Source organism: Gilliamella sp. B2887 (assembly GCF_026537015.1).
Classification (GTDB): Bacteria; Pseudomonadota; Gammaproteobacteria; order Enterobacterales; family Orbaceae; genus Gilliamella.
In genome coordinates this window covers 50,806-71,215 of record NZ_JAFNMX010000007.1, presented here as the reverse complement: position 1 = coordinate 71,215, position 20,410 = coordinate 50,806, and the positions used below count along the sequence as shown (strand labels likewise).

Here is a 20,410-nt window from a genome sequence, read left to right as displayed (position 1 = left end):
GAGGTCGGCAAAAAGTTTGCTTAGCTAACTCTAGCTAGCACTAATAATATTTAGCTATATTATTAGTCTTTAGCTAAGGTTGCAACCATTACTGCTTTGATCGTGTGCAGGCGGTTTTCGGCTTCATCAAAAACGATGCTATGTTTAGATTCAAAGACTTCATTTGTCACTTCTAAGCCATTTTTCAAACCGTACTGGGCAGCCATTTGTTGACCTACTGTGGTATTCATATCATGGAAAGCCGGTAAGCAATGCATAAATTTAACATTTGGATTCTCTGTTAATTTGACTACATTTTGATTGACTTGGTATGGGGTTAATAATTTCACTCGCTCATCCCACACTTCTTTCGGTTCGCCCATGGAAACCCATACATCGGTATAAAGAAAATCAACACCTTTCACACCTTCAGCGACATCTTCAGTTAAAACGATTTTAGCGCCTGTTGTTTTAGCTATCTCTTGGCACTTTTGAACAAGCTCTGATTCAGGTTGGCACGCTTTGGGCGCCACGAGTCGGATCTCCATACCCATCAAGGCTGCGCCTTCCATTAACGAATTGCTCATGTTATTATGGGCATCGCCTAAATAAGCAAATTTAACGCTATTAAGTGGGCGCTCACCGATATGCTCTTTCATGGTCATAAAATCTGCTAAAATTTGCGTTGGATGCGCTTCAGTCGTTAAACCATTCCAAACCGGCACACCGGCATATTTTGCTAAAGTTTCAACAATATTTTGCCCATAACCTCGATACTCAATCCCGTCATACATGCGACCCAGTACTCTTGCTGTGTCGGCAATCGACTCTTTATGTCCAATTTGGCTACCACTTGGCCCTAAATAGGTGACTTGTGCGCCTTGATCAAAAGCACCAACTTCGAATGCACAGCGAGTACGGGTGGAGTCTTTTTCAAAAATAAGCACAATATTTTTACCCGTTAAATATTTTTCTTCATTTCCTTGCTGCTTTGCTTGTTTTAGTTCAATAGCCAAATTTATTAATTGATTGATTTCATCAGGAGTAAAATCAAGTAAGCGTAAAAAGTGACGTTGATAAAAACCGTACATAATATGGCTCCTAGTATCGTAAATATTTACACGATTCTATTTGAATAATTATGCAAATACAAGTTAAGTATTAAAATAACCCTCACATTTTATCTTCTCTTTATGAAAATCTCAAAAATTAGACTTAATCATTAAAATTATTTTTATAATATTGCTTTTTTTGTATAAAAAAGTGTAATAAAATGCCAATTACTGTATCTTCACAAACAAGTAAAATTGAATTTTTATTCATAAATAATGACGACTTATTCAAAAGGTCTTTTTAATCATGCAAACTTATGCCCTCCTTATATTACAAGACGGTTCACAATTTATCGGTAAATCAATCGGTGCTGATGGAGAAACTGTTGGTGAGGTTGTTTTTAATACCTCAATGACCGGTTATCAAGAAATACTCACCGACCCTTCCTATTGCGAGCAATTGGTCACGTTAACTTACCCCCATATAGGTAATGTCGGCACTAACAATGCCGATGCTGAATCTAATCAAGTTTATGCAAAAGGGCTGATTATTCGTGATTTACCACTATTAGCCAGCAATTATCGCAATGAGCTCGATCTATCGAGCTATTTAAAACAGCATAATGTTATTGCCATTGCCGATATCGATACTCGCCGTTTAACTCGAATTTTGCGTGAAAAAGGGGCTCAGCATGGTGTGATTATCACCGCAAACGATAGAAAGACTTTACTTGAAAAAGCCGATACCGCTAAACAAATGGCGATCGATTTTAAAGGATTATCTGGGCTGGACTTAGCCCAAAAAGTCACCTGTACAAAAAGCTATTTGTGGACACAAGGTGTATGGACAAGAGAACAAGTACAGCCAGCGGCAAAAAACGCTTTGACTTATCATGTTGTGGCTTATGATTTTGGCGTAAAACGTAATATCTTACGGATGTTAGTTGAACGGGGTTGTAAATTGACCATTGTTCCGGCCAAAACCTCTGCGCAGGAGGTATTAGCATTAAATCCTGACGGTATATTCCTATCAAATGGTCCAGGTGATCCGGCACCTTGTACTTATGCCATTGATGCTATAAAACAGTTTTTAACGACAGATATTCCAGTATTTGGCATCTGTTTAGGTCATCAATTGTTAGCTCTTGCATGTGGCGCTAAAACCGTCAAAATGAAGTTTGGTCACCATGGTGGCAATCATCCGGTTAAGGATCTTGAAAATAATCGAGTCATGATTACCGCCCAAAATCATGGTTTTGCCGTTGATGAAATGAGTTTACCGACTCACTTACGTGTGACGCATAAATCACTGTTCGACGGTTCGCTACAAGGTATTCATCATAATCAAAAACCGGCTTTTAGCTTTCAAGGTCACCCCGAAGCGAGTCCCGGGCCTCACGATGCCGCCCCACTATTTGATCACTTTATCGAATTAATTAAAATTTATAAGCAGGAGCAATAACATGCCTAAGCGAACAGATATTCATAGCATTCTCATTATTGGCGCCGGCCCAATTGTTATTGGTCAAGCCTGTGAATTTGATTATTCCGGCGCTCAAGCTTGTAAGGCTCTGCGTGAAGAAGGTTATCGGGTTATTTTAGTCAATTCTAACCCTGCCACCATTATGACCGATCCAGAAATGGCGGATGCCACCTATATTGAGCCGATTGATTGGACAACGGTGAGTAAAATTATTGAACAAGAAAGACCCGATGCCATTTTGCCCACCATGGGCGGACAAACAGCGCTCAATTGTGCGTTAGAACTGGATAAAAGAGGCATTTTAAAACAATTTAATGTCGAGATGATCGGCGCCACAGCTGATGCAATTGATAAAGCTGAAGATCGCAAACGTTTTGATCAAGCCATGAAAAAAATTGGTCTTGATACTGCCCGTTCCGGCATTGCTCACTCATTAAAAGAGGCTTATGCCGTACTTGAACAAGTTGGCTTTCCTTGCATTATCCGCCCTTCTTTTACTATGGGGGGAACCGGTGGCGGGATTGCTTATAACACTCAAGAATTTGATGAAATTTGTACCCGAGGACTTGATCTGTCGCCCACCAATGAACTCCTCATTGATGAGTCATTAATTGGTTGGAAAGAGTACGAAATGGAAGTGGTACGAGATAAAAATGATAACTGTATCATCGTCTGTTCGATTGAAAATGTTGACCCTATGGGCATTCATACCGGGGATTCCATTACCGTTGCGCCAGCTCAAACATTAACGGATAAAGAGTATCAAATCATGCGTAACGCATCGATAGCGGTACTTCGTGAAATTGGCGTTGAAACAGGTGGTTCGAATGTACAATTTTCGGTTGATCCTAAAACCGGACGCTTGATTGTGATTGAAATGAATCCAAGGGTATCACGTTCATCAGCATTAGCATCTAAAGCAACCGGTTTTCCAATCGCAAAAATTGCGGCCAAACTTGCGGTCGGCTATACCCTTGATGAGCTATCTAATGATATTACCGGAGGTAAAACGCCAGCGTCATTTGAGCCTTCGATCGACTATGTGGTGACAAAAATACCCCGCTTTAATTTCGAAAAGTTTGCTGGGTGTAATGATCGTCTAACAACCCAAATGAAATCAGTGGGTGAAGTGATGGCTATTGGGCGGACTTTTCAAGAATCATTACAAAAAGCGCTACGAGGGCTTGAAGTCGGTGCGTGTGGTTTTGATCCGAAAATTGACAATTATGATGATGAAAAAAATCTCAGCAAAATACGTTATGAACTGCAAGAAGTTGGCGCTGAACGAATTTGGTATATTGCTGACGCTTTTCGAGCCGGCTTTAGTTTAGATGAAATTTTCACATTAACGAATATCGATCGCTGGTTTTTAGTGCAGATTGAAGAACTTATCAACCTTGAAAACCAACTGAAATCGCAATCATTCGCTCGCCTGAATTCAGAATCGTTATGGCAACTTAAGCGCAAAGGTTTTTCAGATTTACGTATTGCTAAACTGCTGAATGTTGAAGAACAAGACGTTCGTGATCGACGAAACCAATACGATATTCATCCTGTATATAAACGAGTTGATACCTGCGCGGCGGAGTTCTCGACCGATACAGCTTATCTTTACTCAACCTATGAACAAGAATGCGAAGCTAAACCACAATTCATTCGCCCTAAGATTATGATATTAGGCGGTGGACCGAATCGGATTGGGCAAGGTATTGAGTTTGATTACTGTTGTGTACATGCCGCGCTGGCGCTCCGTGAAGACGGTTATGAAACAATTATGGTTAACTGTAATCCGGAAACGGTATCTACCGATTATGATACCTCAGATCGACTCTACTTTGAGCCAGTCACACTGGAAGATGTGCTTGAAATTGCTCATGTGGAAAAACCAAATGGCGTAATCGTACAATACGGCGGGCAAACACCATTAAAATTAGCCAGAGCGCTTGAAGTCGCTGGGCTACCGATTATTGGTACCTCGCCAGATGCGATAGATCAAGCTGAAGATCGCAAACGTTTTCAGTCGATTGTCGATAAGTTAAAGTTAAAACAGCCAGTTAATGCAACGGTTACCGATATTGAAGATGCGGTGATTAAAGCCGAACAAATTGGCTATCCATTAGTGGTCAGACCGTCTTATGTGCTTGGTGGTCGAGCAATGGAAATTGTGTATAACGAGCAAGATTTAAGACGTTATTTTAAAACCGCAGTCAGTGAATCGAATAATGCTCCAGTACTACTTGATCACTTTTTAGATGATGCTATTGAAGTTGATATTGATGTCATTGCCGACGGCGAGCAAATCGTAATTGGCGGCATTATGGAGCATATTGAACAAGCGGGTATTCACTCGGGTGATTCTGCTTGTTCATTACCAACGTATACTTTAAGCCCAGAAATTTTAGACCAATTGCGCAAGCAAGCTAAACAATTAGCGTTAGAACTTAATGTAAAAGGGCTTATGAATGGACAATTTGCCGTCAAAGATAACCAAATTTATTTGATTGAAATCAACCCTCGAGCTGCTCGCACCGTGCCATTTGTGTCGAAAGCTACCGGTTTGCCATTAGCGAAAATCGCTGCACGAGTTATGACCGGGCAATCACTGGCTAAACAAAATATCACCAAAGAAGTCATACCGCCTTATTACTCAGTAAAAGAGGTGGTATTACCGTTTAATAAATTTAGTGGCGTTGACCCAATTTTGGGGCCTGAAATGCGTTCAACCGGTGAAGTGATGGGAATTGGTAATACCTTTGCCGAAGCCTTTGCCAAAGCACAACTTGGTAGCTTATCAAGTATGAAAAAATCGGGAAAAGCTTTGCTATCTGTTCGTGATCAAGACAAAACTCGCTTGTTAGCGATAGCTAAACGATTAATTGCGCATGGCTTTAGTATTGATGCTACTTTTGGCACCGCTAAGGCATTACAACAAGCAGGCATACCCTGCCAAATGGTCAAAAAAGAGAACGAAGGGCGCCCCAATATTCATGACCATATTAAAAATGGCGAATATAGCTATATTCTCAATACCACATCTGGACGGGCTGCTATTGAGGCATCGAAAATCCTACGCCGTAGTGCTATTCAATATAAAGTTCATTACGATACCACGATGAATGCGGCTTATGCCACAACGTCGGCGCTTGATTATGATCCAGCTCATAGCGTGAAACCATTACAGGCACTTTATCAATAGAGACGAGTAAAACTCGTCTCTTTTCACTAATCTGGTTTACGGTGTCGTACAAATAAGATCTCTTATTCACCTGAAAAAATATTTCTTTTTCTTTTGAACTATTTTATCTAGTTAGGAGAGTTTGAGCATAATCAACGATAATTAATGTAAAAAATATTGAGGAGTGTATACCGTTTCGTACAAAAATCATCCTTATTTGTTAAGGAATGTGTAAAAATAGGCCGTTTAGGCTAGAAGGGTATTGCTTTATTATTTTATTACTATAATATAGCCACCTCTTTGACGCGGGGTGGAGCAGCTTGGTAGCTCGTCGGGCTCATAACCCGAAGGTCGTTGGTTCAAATCCAGCCCCCGCAACCAATTCTTCTAAAATCTATTTTAAATTATTCTTAATAAAACTATTCTGACTTTGGTACTGCAAGTAGCGTTGATACCGCTTCACTAATTCTTCTAGCGATATAGCTATTATTCATGGTGTACAAATGGATACCGTCAACATTTTGTGAAACTAAATCAACAATCTGATCGATAGCATAAGCAATACCGGCGTCACGGAACGCATCAGGGTGATGCTCGTATTTCTCCATCATCTGTTTGAATTTCTTCGGTAGATTTACGCCACACATCGATACCATACGTTCAATTTGGTTTTTGTTCGTTACCGGCATAATCCCTGCTTCAATTGGTACATTAATCCCCATATCACGCGCTTTGTCTAAGAAAGTATAAAAATAGTCATTATCAAAAAATAGCTGTGATATGAGTTGATCTGTTCCGGCACTCACCTTTTCTTTTAAATGTATTAAATCTTGTTTTAGCGTTGATGCTTCAAGATGTCCTTCAGGATAACAGGCCCCAATCACATTAAAATCACCATTTTCTTTAATAAATGAAACTAGCTCGCTGGCATAGCGAAAATCATCTTTAGGTGTAACTGTCGGGCTAATATCACCACGCAAAGCAAGCACATTATCGATACCGGCACATTTAAGATCATGAAGAATTTTCTGCATTTCTGCTTTATCAAAATTAATTCCCGGCAAATGGGCAACACTTTCAATGCCATAAGTATGTTTGACAGCGTGGGCGATATCAATTGTCGTTTGACCATTCAAACTACCACCAGCGCCATAAGTAACACTGATAAAATCAGGTTTGAAGTAACCAAGTTCACGCAATGTGCTATAGATTGTCTCTAAAGGTGACGTTTTTTTAGGGGGAAAAACTTCAAAAGAGAACACGGTTTTTTTATTAAAGAGTAAATTTGTTTTCATCTGTATCATCCATTGGTGTGATTACTATTATCCTTACTGACATTTCCGCCGCCAAAATCGGCGGCGGAAATTAAGGTAAAGCAAATTAATTAACGCTGTTAATTAAGTGTTTTTCGAACTTCTAATGTTGCTTGAACTAAATGTTCTAAACTTGCAACAACTTCTTTCTCACCACGAGTTTTTAAACCACAATCCGGATTAATCCAAAGTTTTTGCTTGTCAATTTTTGCCAGTAACTTCTCAATTGTTGCTTTGATTTCAGCAACCGGTGGTACACGTGGTGAATGGATATCATAAACACCCGGTCCAACTTCAGTTTTAAAATTATTGGCTTTAAGCACATCAATCAATTGTAGATTAGAACGTGATGCTTCAAATGAAATCACATCAGCATCCATAGCATCGATATCTTTGATAATGTCAGCAAATTCGCTATAACACATATGTGTATGAATTTGTGTATCAGCTTGTACTTTGCTGTGCACTAGTCTAAATGCCGGAATAGCCCAATCCAGATATTCACTATTCCAATCAGCTTTACGTAATGGTAATTTCTCTTTTAACGCCGCTTCATCAATTTGGATGACTTTAATGCCGGCCGCTTCAAGATCTAACACTTCATCACTGATTGCTAAACCAATTTGGAATACAGACTCTTTTTGTGAAATATCTTCACGAGGGAACGACCAGTTAAGGATCGTCACTGGGCCAGTTAGCATACCTTTAACGGGTTTGTCAGTTAGGCTTTGTGCATATTGTGAATATTCAACGGTAATTGGTTTAGAGCGTGAAATATCACCCCATACAATTGGCGGCTTAACACAACGAGTACCATAAGATTGCACCCATGCTTTTTCAGTAAAGACAAAACCATTTAAGCTTTCACCAAAATACTCAACCATGTCATTACGTTCAAATTCGCCGTGAACTAACACATCAATACCAATCTGTTCTTGAAGCTTGATGCATTCTGCAATTTTTTGTTTGTTAAACTCGGTATATTCATTTAAGCAAATTTCACCTTTCTTGAATTTTGCACGGTTTAAACGTACATCAGGTGTTTGCGGAAATGAACCAATCGTTGTTGTAGGTAATAATGGCAAATTAAAGGCTTTTTTCTGTGCTGCTTCACGTACTGAAAATTCCGGTAGACGAGTAAAATCAGACGCTTTTAAAGCCGAAACTTTTTGACGTACCGCTTGATTTGCTCCTTCACGCTCACGCGTAAATAGGGTTTGATTTGCTTTGTAAGCCGGACTATTTTCAAAATTCGAGTCTTTGACTAATTCACCCAGTTCAGCTAACTCTTGTAGTTTTTCTTGGGCAAAAGCAAAATAAGCTCGTTGTTGAATCGTTAATTTAGTTTCGTTTTGTAATGTATAAGGTACATGCAGTAACGAACAGGAAGTATTAATCACAATGTTTGCCGCTTTTTGCTTAATTTTTGCGACTAATTCCAATGTTTTTTTATAATTATTTTTCCAAATATTTTTACCATTTACCACACCAGCAAATAACACTTTATCAGCTGGGAAACCATGACTTTCAAGTAATGCTAAGGATTGTTTACCTTCAACAAAATCAAGTCCGATACCGTCAAATGGTAACGCCACTAATTGTTGGTAACAATCACGCACATCGCCAAAGTAAGTTTGTAAAACCACTTTGGTTGTACCTTTAACGGATAAAATTGACTGATAAAGCTCATTGAATAGAGCGATATCTTCATGAGTTAAATCCGTCACTAAAATTGGCTCATCAATTTGTATCCACTGCGCACCAAGTGCAGTAAATTTCTGAATAATTTCTTGATAGGCTTTAATAATATCGGCTTTAAAATCAACTAGCTGTTTATTACCTAAATACTGTGCTAATTTGAAAAAGGTTAATGCGCCAATCACAACCGGTTTGGTTTGAATACCTAATGCTTTGGCTTCTTGATATTCGTCAAAAGGTTTGGTACTGGCTAGTTTTATTTGTAGTGAATCTTCAATTTCTGGCACTAAGTAGTGGTAATTAGTGTTAAACCATTTTTTCATTGCCAGCGCTCGCACATCACCTTTTTCACCTTGATAACCACGCGCCATGGCAAAATAACGATCGAGTTCAGGTAAGCCTAAATCTTGATAACGTTTCGGGATAACATTCAGTAAACAGGCCGTATCTAATACTGCATCATAAAATGAAAAGTCATTAGATGAGATTAAAGCAATTTTATGTGATGCTTGTTGTTGTAGATGTTCAGCACGTAGGGCTTTTGCTTCATTTAATAATTCAGCTTGGGTTTTGTTACCTTTAAAATAAGCTTCGGTTGCAAATTTAAGCTCACGAAGTTTACCAACACGAGGATATCCAATAACTGCAGTATTCATTTTCTTTTCCTTTATTTAGCATTTTTCTTTAGTGGTTAAAAAGATAGCAAAAAAAAATGTTATTGAATAATTCTAGTTTTTTATCAAAAGATATAGTTTTTAACTATATCAAAAGGTATAAAAAAATCCCTCTGTTTTTCAACAGAAGGATTGAAACAGATGAAAATTAATAAATTAACTACTGGCGCCATTCGCCACGGATTGGTCTTGAAAAATGAGCAAGCACAGCGATCATACAGATTTCGATCGATACACCCCAATAGATATGCCCTAAAATTTCACTCCAAAGTTCATAACCATTTAGGTTCCATAACCAACCAACGGTGCCTTGCGGATCATAAGCGGGATGACGAAAACCTAATAGCGGGATTAAAAAACCGTGCATCATAACGGTAATGATAATGCCATAAAATGCACCATACCATAATCGAATATTATTCCAGAAGTAGGCAATAAATACATAAACGAAGGCAAAGGCAAAACTAAACAACCAGTGATAAAGTGTTACTGCGCCCGAAACGATTGCCGTTTGGTAAACATAATCAAGTGAATGAGAATTAATGCCTAACCAACCGAGCCATGCATCAATGTGTGCCGCAGGTGGTGAAATTTCCCCAGGAACACGAGGAGGCATATTAACTTCAGAACCCCATTTAACCAGTGCGCTAATGAATCCACCAATCAGAGTAGTCCAAATAATAATTTGACGATTTATTTTATTTCCAAACATTTGAGCGATTCCTTACTATATTTAATAGTTATTTAATAGAATTTTAAATGAGAATACATAATAAATTAGATAAAATAAGTTCTACTTAAAACCTATAGGATACATTGTACAATTTTTTGTTTGTTGAAAACAAATGACCCTGTTTTGATATAATTTTGAAAAATGAAATAGTATCTATTTTAATCAATCATAATAGGTATAGCCATACCAAAATATAAACTCAAATAAAATAAATAATATATAATTTTAAGTCTAAATAATACACATTACAGAAATAATTATTTTCAATTGATAATGATTCTCATTACCATATATAATGCCACTATGTTAGTTTAGAGGTTGAATTATGTTAAAAATATCCACAGTAAGTTTAGAAGAGATCAATAATACCATTCATATCCCCAATCCTAATGCGGGTTTTCTCCGAAAACTGTGGGCTTTTTCTGGTCCGGGTGCTTTAGTTGCGGTTGGTTATATGGATCCAGGAAACTGGATCACGTCAATTCAAGGTGGTGCGCTTTATAGCTATTTATTACTATCTGTAATACTCATTTCTAGCTTAATTGCAATGCTTCTTCAGGCAATGTGTGTGAAAATAGGCGTGGTGACAGGCATGGATCTTGCTCAAGCAACGAAATCAATGGTTGGAAAAAAAGTATCTTTGTGTTTATGGTTTTCGACTGAATTAGCTATCATTGCCACAGAAATTGCCGAAGTCATTGGCAGCGCAGTAGCCTTAAATCTTTTATTTGATATTCCATTATTAATCGGAGTGTTATTAACGGTTTTTGATGTAGCTATCCTTTTAATTTTAATGAGATTTGGTTTCAGGAAAATTGAAGCCATCGTCTTTTGCTTAATTGCGACAATCTTTATCATTTTCGTTTATGAAGTTTTAAGAGCTTCTCCCGAACTTAGTGATATTATAAATGGATTTATCCCTAGGAGGGATATTTTTACTGCCTCAATCAAAGGACATGATTCAGCCTTAGTTATTGCACTTGGTATTGTTGGTGCAACTGTTATGCCACATAATTTGTATCTGCATTCATCTATCGTTCAAACAAGAAAATACAATAGACAAAACAGAGTGAGCCTAAAAGAGGCGATTAAATATGCAACGATTGATTCAAATATACAATTGTCATTTTCATTTATCATAAATTGTCTGTTATTAATTCTTGGAGCATCCCTTTTTTATGGCAATAATCCCGACGATCTTGGTCGATTTACCCAACTTTATGATGCTTTGAAAGATCCTCATATGGTTGGTCCTGTGGCAAGCTCAATGATGGCAACTTTATTTGCATTAGCTTTACTTGCATCAGGTCAAAATGCAACAATCACAGGCACATTAACAGGACAAATAGTCATGGAAGGATTTATTCATTTATCTATTCCTCTCTGGGCCAGACGAATAGTTAGTCGGGGATTAGCGGTTACTCCTGTAATTTTATGTATTTATATCTGGGGAGATAAAGAAAATATTGTTGAGAATTTATTAATCTATACCCAAGTCTTTTTAAGTATTGCCTTACCAATATCAATGATCCCTTTAATTTTAGTCACCTCAAATAAAAAAATCATGAAGGAATTTGTCAATAGTAAAATAACCATTATGTTAGGTTGGATAGCAACCATTTCTCTTGTATTTTTAAATCTACAATTAATTTATGAAATAATTAGTTCATTATTTTATTAACTATCGATCAAAGCCATTAATATTTTTCTGATACATGGCTTGTTTAATTTCTTTGTCTTTAATTAATCATTCACTATTATCTATATGCTTATTTATTCAACAATATAAATAAGCATTGAAAATAGATAAAATCTAGATAACACAACAATTCCATCTGGTACAGTAAAAAAATCAATATTTTATTTGAAAAACTGTATTTATTTACAGTGTTTTTATTGATATACTCGTCTTAATTTTAATCAGCTACATGTATTTATTTAATTGTTATGATAACTCAACTTACTATTAATAATTTTGCTATTGTCGATCAATTGTTAGTTGATTTTGCAACAGGAATGACTGCAATTACGGGGGAAACAGGAGCAGGGAAATCCATTGCGATTGATGCTCTAGGACTATGTTTAGGAAATCGTTCTGATGCCTCATCTATTCGCAATGGGGCAGATCGTGTAGATATTTCAGCAAGTTTTATACTTGATGATACGCCAGGTGCATATGCATGGTTGATAGAAAATCAACTTGATGAAGGTAATGAATGCATCTTACGCCGTGTAATTAATCAAGATGGTCGTTCTAAAGCATTTATCAATGGTCGAGCCGTACCCATCTCTCAACTTAAAGATATAGGACAAATGCTAATCCAAATTCATGGACAACATGAACATCAACGGCTATTACGCAGTGACCACCAGCAACTATTGTTGAATGATTATATGAATGAGCCAACTCTACTTGCGCAAATGCACCAAGCCCATAAGCATTGGAAAACCGCCTGCCAAGCTTATCAGCAATATGAAACCACACGACAAGATCGTGAGGCTCATCTGCAACTTTTACAATATCAATTAAAAGAATTAAACGAATTTTCGCCGATTGAAGGTGAATACCAACAAATCGATGAAGAATATAAACGGTTATCTAATAGTGAACAATTGATTAACCTCAGCCAACAATCAATCATGATATTAGATGAAGCTGATGAATATAATGTTACTAATTTACTTGGCAGCGTTAAAAACAGTGTGCAACTGTTATCCCATCTTGATCCAACATTAAATAATATTCTTAATATGCTTGAAGAGGCAGCAATTCAAATAAAAGAAGCCAGTTATGAACTTCGTCACTACAGCGAGAGTTTAGAGATCGACCCAGCGCACGTCATGAAACTTGAACAACGGTTATCGAAACAAATTGCTTTAGCACGCAAACATCATATCGCACCAGAGACATTACCAGAATTACATCAAAATTTACTTAATGAATTTAAAAAAATTAATCAACAAGATGAACAAGGAGAACTGTTAAAAGCAGACATTAACAAATACCATAAAATTGCGCTAGAGCTTGCCACTAAATTACACCAAAAACGAGTAACAGTAAGCAAAACATTAGCTAAGAAGGTAACGATAATCATGCATGAACTTTCTATGCCAAATGGGCAATTAAGTATAGATATCACTTTTGATGAAAATCGACTAAGTGAAAATGGGGCGGATCAAGTTACTTTTTTAGTTAGCACCAATGCAGGTCAAGTTTTACAACCGCTATCTAAAGTTGCATCCGGTGGTGAACTGTCACGTATTGCCTTAGCAATTCAAGTACTAACAGCGCAAAAAATGGATACCCCAGCATTAATTTTTGATGAAATTGATGTCGGTATTAGTGGACCAACTGCAGCTAAAGTTGGGCAGTTATTAAGGCAACTTGGAGAATCAACACAAGTTATTACCGTAACACATTTACCACAAGTCGCTGGGCAAGCAAATCAGCATTACTTTGTTAGTAAACAGACGAGTGGGAAACAAACCACAACTGATATGCAAAGATTAGATAAAAATGGTCGTTTAAATGAGCTTGCTCGATTATTAGGTGGAAATAAAATTACCGATGCAACCCTTGCCAATGCGAAAGAGTTACTTATTATCTAATTTAATTATGGTAATATAATGCCTTTAAATTTAGATGGGAGAATAGCGAGATCATGAGTCTATCTGGTAAACATATTTTATTAGGGATAACTGGTGGCATTGCTGCCTATAAATGTCCTGATCTTGTCCGTCATTTAAAAAAAGCAGGGGCACAAGTACATGTGGTACTGACTGATTCTGCAAGCCATTTTGTCACGCCAATGACACTCCAAGCGGTTTCAGGAAATCGGGTATCCAATGATCTTTTTGATCCATCAGCAGAACTTTCTATGGGTCATATTGAATTGGCAAAATGGGCTGATTTAGTATTAATTGCTCCAGCTACAGCAAATATTATCGCTAAAATGGCTAACGGTATTGCTGATGATTTATTATCAACGGTATGTTTAGCAACATCTTCCCCGATAGCTATTGCTCCAGCTATGAATCAGCAAATGTATAAAGCATCAGCAACACAGCATAATTTATCAGTTCTTACATCAAGAAATATCTTAATTTTAGGACCTGATAGCGGCTTTCAGGCTTGTGGTGATGTAGGTCCAGGACGTATGCTTGAACCCCAAGCTATTGTAGAAAAAATTGAGAATTATTTTTCCACAACATCAACACTCACCGATTTCTCAATAACGATTACCGCAGGTCCAACAATTGAAGAAATTGATCCTGTACGTTATATTAGCAACTATAGCTCGGGTAAAATGGGCTTTGCTATTGCCAAGGCTGCAGCTCAAATGGGAGCAAAAGTGACCTTAATTAGTGGCCCTGTTCATCTAGATACACCCAATAATGTCAATCGTATCGATGTGAAAAGTGCTAAACAGATGTACGAAGCAGCATTAAGTCATGCCCAAAAATCAACAATTTTTATCGCTTGTGCCGCTGTTGCAGACTATCATGTTAAAACAATTGCTACCCAAAAAATCAAAAAAACTGATGATAATAATGAATTAGTCATAAAATTGGTTAAAAATCCTGATATTGTTGCAAGTGTCGCTGCATTAAAGAATCACAGACCTTTTGTAGTCGGATTTGCTGCTGAAACCAATAATATTAAAGATTATGCACTAAAAAAATTAACGACCAAAAACCTAGATTTGATCTGTGCTAATGATGTTTCAGATCAAACGATCGGGTTTAATTCTGAGCAAAATGCATTAACTCTTTATTGGCAAAATGGTGAGCAAACGTTACCATTAAGCTATAAACAACAATTAGCATCACAGCTACTTGAAGTAGTGATAACACGATATAAAGCGAGTCATGATGAAAAGAAAAATTGATATTAAAGTATTAGACAAACGTTTAGGTAATCAATTTCCACTGCCAACATATGCAACTGAAGGATCTGCAGGTATTGATTTACGAGCCATGTTTGATGAAACTACTGAAATTAAACCAGGTGAAACCATTTTAACTCCAACGGGTTTATCAATGCATATTGCCGATCCAAACTTAGCAGCATTGGTGCTACCTCGTTCAGGCTTGGGATCAAAAAATGGTATTGTACTTGGTAATCTAGTTGGTTTAATTGATTCGGATTATCAAGGCCAATTGTTTGTTCCTGTTTGGAACCGCAGTCAAACACCTTTTGTTATTGAAGCTGGCGATCGTATTGCCCAATTAATTATTGTACCTGTTGTACAAGCAGAATTTAATATTGTTAATGAATTTACTCAGTCAGCTCGTGGCGAAGGTGGATTTGGGCATTCAGGTAAAAAATGATTGTGAACAACAAAAACAAAAATCGCAAAGAAGATATCTTACAAGCATTAGCAACCATGCTTGAATCCAATGAAGGTACACAGCGAATAACTACCGCCAAATTAGCTGCGACGGTTGGTGTTTCTGAAGCGGCGCTGTATAGACATTTTCCAAGCAAAACAAAAATGTTTGAAAGTTTAATTGTTTATATTGAAGATATCTTATTATCACGCATTAATATAATTATACAAGATGAGCAAAATACCTTTACTCGTTTAAAACTTATCCTAGCATTAATTTTAGGTTTTTCTGAAAAAAACCCAGGATTAACCAGAATTATGACAGGACATGCTTTGATGTTTGAGCAAGAACAATTGCAAGAACGTATTAGTCAACTCTTTGAGCGAATCGAAATACAGATAAAGCAAGTTATACGAGAAAAGAAGATTCGTGAAGGTATTGCTTTTACTACGGATGAACGCATTTTAGCTAGCCAATTACTTGCTTTTTGTGAGGGTATGATGGTTCGTTATTCTCGTTCAGGTTTTAAATATCTACCTACAACTAATTTTGATACTCGCTGGACATTATTAGCTAGGCAGCTCGTTTGATCTGTCTTATAGCGAGATATTTTCATATAATGCCGATTATCGATTAATAAGGATAATTAAATGAATTTTAGAGATTTAATAAATAATTCTATTTTTATTATAGAAAAATATGATGGCATAGTATTTAGTTATATTGCTCATTTTTGCTTTGCCATTCTCATTTTTATCATTGGACGAACCATTGCTAAATTTGTAGCTCGTCAATTCAGAAAAATATTAACGAATCGTCATGTTGATCCAACAGTAGTGAAATTTGTAAGTTCTTTATCCTATTACGCTATAATTGTAATGACACTGGTGGCCGTTTTAGGACAACTTGGCGTTCAAACAGCATCAATTGTTGCCATTATTGGTGCAGCAGGTTTAGCTGTTGGCTTGGCATTACAAGGTTCACTGTCTAATTTTGCTGCTGGCGTTATTTTAATTATTTTTCGCCCGTTTAAAGTTGGAGAAACCGTTATTATTAATAATCAAAAAGGGATTATTGATTCTATTCAAATTTTTTCAACATCAATTGTTACGCCAACCAACGAATTAGTGGTAATACCCAATAGTCAAGTAGTAGGTGCTAATATTATTAACTATACAAGATTACCAGAAAGACGTTTAGATTTAGTTGTTAATGTTGGATATAATTCTGATATTCAACAAGTTTATCAAGTATTAAAACAAGCTGTTGATAAAACAAGCAATATTATAACAAATAAAGAGCCGACTATTCGTTTGGATCAGTTAGATGCTTCATCAATGAATTTCAATGTTTTAGTTTGGACATCAAATGCCAATTATGGACCGGTTAAGGCTGAATTACTTGAAAATATTAAAAATGGATTAAATGAAAATGGTATTAATATTCCATATCCTACTATGGATGTAAATCTTACTTCTCAACCATAATTTTCAATTATTGCATTCCATTGTTAATCAGCAACGGAATGCAAATCACTTTGTAAAAACTAGATATCTTGATCCATATTTAATGCTGGTTTATCGCAATCAGGGCAACCAACAATTTTAGCAGGAACACCCGCTACAGTCGTATGTTTTGGTACAGATTCCAAAACGACTGAGCCTGCGCCAATTTTAGCCCCTTTTCCAATTTCAATATTACCTAAAATAGTCGAATGAGCACCAATCATCACCCCTTCACGAATTTTAGGATGGCGATCACCATTTTCCTTACCTGTACCCCCTAAAGTCACTGATTGTAAAATAGAAACATCATTTTCAATAATAACGGTTTCACCTATGACAATACCAGTTGCATGATCAAACATTACCCCACAGCCAATTTTAGCCGCTGGGTGAATATCAACACCAAACACTATCGCAATCTGACTTTGTAAAAAAATTGCCAATGACTTGCGATTTTGCCGCCAAAGCCAATGTGCGATTCGATAGGCTTGTAATGATAAAAAACCTTTATAATACAATAATGGGGTAGAATAATGGTTGGTAGCGGGATCACGAATATAAACAGCAATAATATCACCTATTGTTGACTGAATAATATTTTCATCCGCATGATAGGCTTGCCGAGCAATTTCGCGAATTTCAATAGCCGGCATAACTTGCGTTGCAAGTTTATTTGCTAAAATATAGCTTAAAGCACTACCTAAGTTTTCATGATTTAGTAAAGTAGCATGGAAATAACTAGCAAGCATTGGTTCACTTTCTACCAATTCTGATGCTTCTTGCCTTATGGTTTGCCATAACAAATCGGGCTTAATAATTGTTTTTGCATCTTCCACAATAAATCCTTATATTTAAATAGTATTGTTCACATTGTTTCTCAATCTTATGCAGGATGCAAGTTTTGTATTCATTTATCCTATTTAAAAATCAACATGGAAAGCAACGGTAACTAGTTCGATACTACATAAAACAGCAAATCGTATGGTTTAATATTATTGCTGTTTCTTTTTTTTATCATCACTTAAAGTAAATATCGCAATAATCAAAATAAATAGCACAATACTTGCCAATACATAAAATGTTGTCGAATAGCCTGTTTTATCGAATAATTTACCTACTAACCATGATAAAACAATAACACCAACATTAGATGAAATATTAAAGCCTACTAAATATAAGGTAGATGATAATCTTTCATCAAAATTACTTACCACATATTTAAACACAGCTAATATGAATAGTGGTGTTTCAATTGCATGGAATAGTTTAACTAGCGAAATCAGATAAATATTATCTAAGGTTGCTGATAATGAAATCCGGCAAATCATTACTAATGCCGCTACTAACAATGATTTTTTTGCTCCTATTTTATTAATAAAGAAAGGTGCTAAAATCATACAAGTTGCTTCTAAAAATACCTGGAATGAATTTAAATAACCATAGACTTGATAGCCATCCTCTGGTTTATCAAAAAAGCTGGTATAAAAATTTGGAAAAAGTTGTTGATCATAAATAGTATAAAAGCTGTTAGTTCCAATTATAAAAAAGACAAATAACCAAAATTTTTTCATAGCAAATAATGAAAGAATTTCACTCATGGTTGGAATGGTTGGTTTTTGTATTACGGCTTGTGTTTCACTGTTGGCAAAAAATTCTTGTTTAGGATTAAAAATTAAATTAATAATAAAATAGATAGCAGAAACAACAGATGCCATCCAAAAATTAATATGTGGATCGATACTAAATAAAATACCGGCTATAAAAGTTGCAGCCGCATAACCAAACGATCCCCAGAATCGTGCAGGACCAAATTCAAAACCAAACAATCGACTAATTCGCTCAATAAAAGAATCAATCAATGCGCATCCAGAAATAAAGCCAGCACTTAAAACTGGCGCACCAATACACACACCTAATAGAAAATCATTTCGTAATAACGGTTCATACACATAAATTAAAAACGGTCCAATGAGTATCATAACGATACTTTGAAAGGTAATGACCGCTTTGCCTATCTGTAATTTATCTTGAATGATGCCATAAAAAATCATAAAAAACATAGCAGCAGCAGAGTTAGCGGCATAAACAATACCAAGTTGCTCACCGGATAAGCCGATTTTACTTTTTAACCAAATGGCATAAAAAGACCACCAAAGAGACCAAGCAGCATAAAAGGTAATAAGATAACCTGACGAGAACCAATAATTTCTATTTTGCATCATATTCATATTTATTACTCTTATATTGTTGAAGTTTAACGTTAACATGTTAATGTTAACATTATTGTCATATTTAGTATGAAATAGATACATCCGATTATCATAATTGCTACTTAGCTCACACTTTTTATCATTACTTTTTGTGGTATCATCACATATAAGCAATGATTGATAACAATTTTTATTATATTGAGTAAAAGGATCTAACTATGGCTTCACTTAAGGATGTTGCAAAATTGGCATCGGTGTCTTTGATGACAGTTTCTCGTGCAATTAATAATCCTGAAAAATTAAATAAACAGACATATGAACGTGTAAAACAAGCCATTGAGCAACTCAATTATGTGCCAGATCTCTCAGCCAGAAAAATTCGTGGCGATAACTCAGGTCCTTGTGCTATTGGTGTTTTAGCTTTAGAAACGGCAATAACACCATTTTCAGTAGAATTATTACAAGCTATAGAAAAAACTGCCCAAACTCATGGTTGGAATACCTTTATTGTTAATTTATTTGATGATAAAGATCCTGATCATGCAATTAATACTCTTTTATCCTATCGTCCTAACGGTATTATTTACACTACTATGGGACTAAGGAAAGTTGATATTCCAGAAAAGCTGCTTGGCAAAAATATTGTTTTGGCAAATTGTGTTACTGACAATGAAAAGCTAGCTTGCTATATTCCCGATGACTACACAGGTCAATACCAAGCGATGCAACAAGTGATACAAAAAGGCTATAAAAAACCGCTATGCATTTATTTATCAGAAAAAACATTGGCAGGTAAAACACGTCGTAAGGGTGCCGAACAAGCATGGCTTGATGCAGGAAAAAATTTAAGAAAAATAATTAGTTATCATATGTCCATATTGGAAAACAATATTACTCAAGAATACATGATGACAATTGATATATTGAAACAACATTGTAATAACACTCCTGATTTTGATGTATTAATTTGTGGTAATGATCGCATTGCTTTTGTTGCCTATCAATTTTTACTCAGTCAAGGACTTCATATACCCAACGATGTGGCCATATTAGGTTACGACAATATGGTGGGCACTGGCGAATTATTTTACCCACCGCTTACTACAGTTCAATTACCGCATTATGAAATAGGCAAGCAAGCAGCGTTACATATCATCAATGGTCAAACAGAAACAAACATAAGCTATGTGGCTTCGCCCTATTTAGAAAGAAACTCTTTGTAAATGAATTGACCGCTTGATAGCGGTCAATTCAAGC

General features: G+C 36.3%; 15 protein-coding genes and 1 tRNA gene. 10 read left to right on the top strand and 6 right to left on the bottom strand.

Annotation, left to right across the window (positions count from 1 at the left end; all coding sequences use genetic code 11):
- Window positions 1-62: 62 nt before the first annotated feature.
- The gene (argF, locus tag J3U13_RS07075; RefSeq protein WP_267341078.1) at window positions 63-1,070 is read right to left on the bottom strand and encodes an ornithine carbamoyltransferase; all 1,008 of its coding nucleotides are present in this window, start codon (window positions 1,068-1,070) and stop codon (window positions 63-65) included.
- A gap of 268 nt (window positions 1,071-1,338) precedes the next feature.
- On the opposite strand from argF, the gene carA reads away from it, so the two are divergent.
- The 3 genes from carA (at window position 1,339) to J3U13_RS07060 (ending at window position 6,070) form a co-directional block, all read left to right on the top strand.
- Window positions 1,339-2,493: a glutamine-hydrolyzing carbamoyl-phosphate synthase small subunit gene (gene carA, locus J3U13_RS07070; RefSeq protein ID WP_267341077.1), complete on the top strand. Its 1,155-nt coding sequence runs from the start codon at window positions 1,339-1,341 to the stop codon at window positions 2,491-2,493.
- A 1-nt stretch (window position 2,494) separates the two neighbouring features.
- Window positions 2,495-5,710: a carbamoyl-phosphate synthase large subunit gene (gene carB / locus J3U13_RS07065; protein ID WP_267341076.1), complete on the top strand. Its 3,216-nt coding sequence runs from the start codon at window positions 2,495-2,497 to the stop codon at window positions 5,708-5,710.
- A 283-nt stretch (window positions 5,711-5,993) separates the two neighbouring features.
- Window positions 5,994-6,070: transfer RNA gene (locus tag J3U13_RS07060), tRNA-Met, on the top strand.
- Between the two features lie 38 nt (window positions 6,071-6,108).
- Here the strand turns inward: J3U13_RS07060 and metF are convergent.
- From metF to J3U13_RS07045, 3 genes are all read right to left on the bottom strand, one after another.
- The gene (gene metF, locus J3U13_RS07055) at window positions 6,109-6,984 is read right to left on the bottom strand and encodes a methylenetetrahydrofolate reductase [NAD(P)H] (RefSeq protein WP_065562711.1); all 876 of its coding nucleotides are present in this window, start codon (window positions 6,982-6,984) and stop codon (window positions 6,109-6,111) included.
- Window positions 6,985-7,082: 98 nt separating this feature from the next.
- The gene (gene metE, locus J3U13_RS07050; RefSeq protein ID WP_267330787.1) at window positions 7,083-9,356 is read right to left on the bottom strand and encodes a 5-methyltetrahydropteroyltriglutamate--homocysteine S-methyltransferase; all 2,274 of its coding nucleotides are present in this window, start codon (window positions 9,354-9,356) and stop codon (window positions 7,083-7,085) included.
- Between the two features lie 178 nt (window positions 9,357-9,534).
- Window positions 9,535-10,086 (bottom strand): YagU family protein, encoded by a 552-nt coding sequence (locus J3U13_RS07045; RefSeq protein WP_267341075.1) that lies wholly within the window; start codon window positions 10,084-10,086, stop codon window positions 9,535-9,537.
- Between the two features lie 346 nt (window positions 10,087-10,432).
- Here J3U13_RS07045 and J3U13_RS07040 point away from each other — a divergent pair, with 346 nt between their 5' ends.
- The 6 genes from J3U13_RS07040 to J3U13_RS07015 all read left to right on the top strand — a co-directional run bounded on the left by J3U13_RS07040 (window position 10,433) and on the right by J3U13_RS07015 (window position 16,925).
- Entirely contained in the window at window positions 10,433-11,788 is a 1,356-nt protein-coding gene (locus J3U13_RS07040; RefSeq protein ID WP_267341073.1) for an Nramp family divalent metal transporter, read from the top strand.
- A gap of 266 nt (window positions 11,789-12,054) precedes the next feature.
- Window positions 12,055-13,716 (top strand): DNA repair protein RecN, encoded by a 1,662-nt coding sequence (gene recN / locus J3U13_RS07035; protein ID WP_267341072.1) that lies wholly within the window; start codon window positions 12,055-12,057, stop codon window positions 13,714-13,716.
- A gap of 53 nt (window positions 13,717-13,769) precedes the next feature.
- On the top strand, window positions 13,770-14,996 hold the full coding sequence (coaBC, locus tag J3U13_RS07030; protein ID WP_267341070.1) for a bifunctional phosphopantothenoylcysteine decarboxylase/phosphopantothenate--cysteine ligase CoaBC: 1,227 nt from the start codon (window positions 13,770-13,772) through the stop codon (window positions 14,994-14,996).
- Window positions 14,980-15,438, top strand: a complete 459-nt coding sequence (gene dut / locus J3U13_RS07025; protein WP_267341174.1) for a dUTP diphosphatase — start codon at window positions 14,980-14,982, stop codon at window positions 15,436-15,438. Before coaBC ends, dut begins: the two co-directional genes overlap by 17 nt.
- 2 nt (window positions 15,439-15,440) lie before the next feature.
- Window positions 15,441-16,028: a nucleoid occlusion factor SlmA gene (gene slmA / locus J3U13_RS07020; RefSeq protein WP_267341069.1), complete on the top strand. Its 588-nt coding sequence runs from the start codon at window positions 15,441-15,443 to the stop codon at window positions 16,026-16,028.
- A gap of 60 nt (window positions 16,029-16,088) precedes the next feature.
- Window positions 16,089-16,925, top strand: coding sequence for a mechanosensitive ion channel domain-containing protein (locus J3U13_RS07015; RefSeq protein WP_267341068.1), 837 nt, complete (start codon window positions 16,089-16,091; stop codon window positions 16,923-16,925).
- Window positions 16,926-16,984: 59 nt separating this feature from the next.
- Here the strand turns inward: J3U13_RS07015 and cysE are convergent, their stop codons facing one another.
- Together cysE and J3U13_RS07005 are read right to left on the bottom strand one after the other, a co-directional pair.
- Window positions 16,985-17,761 carry a serine O-acetyltransferase gene (gene cysE / locus J3U13_RS07010; RefSeq protein ID WP_416380286.1) on the bottom strand — a complete coding sequence of 259 codons (777 nt, stop codon included), beginning with the start codon at window positions 17,759-17,761 and terminating at the stop codon, window positions 16,985-16,987.
- Between the two features lie 174 nt (window positions 17,762-17,935).
- The gene (locus J3U13_RS07005) at window positions 17,936-19,171 is read right to left on the bottom strand and encodes an oligosaccharide MFS transporter (protein ID WP_267341066.1); all 1,236 of its coding nucleotides are present in this window, start codon (window positions 19,169-19,171) and stop codon (window positions 17,936-17,938) included.
- Window positions 19,172-19,371: 200 nt separating this feature from the next.
- Between J3U13_RS07005 and J3U13_RS07000 the strand changes: the two genes are divergently transcribed.
- On the top strand, window positions 19,372-20,376 hold the full coding sequence (locus J3U13_RS07000; protein WP_267341065.1) for a LacI family DNA-binding transcriptional regulator: 1,005 nt from the start codon (window positions 19,372-19,374) through the stop codon (window positions 20,374-20,376).
- The last annotated feature ends 34 nt before the right edge of the window (window positions 20,377-20,410 follow it).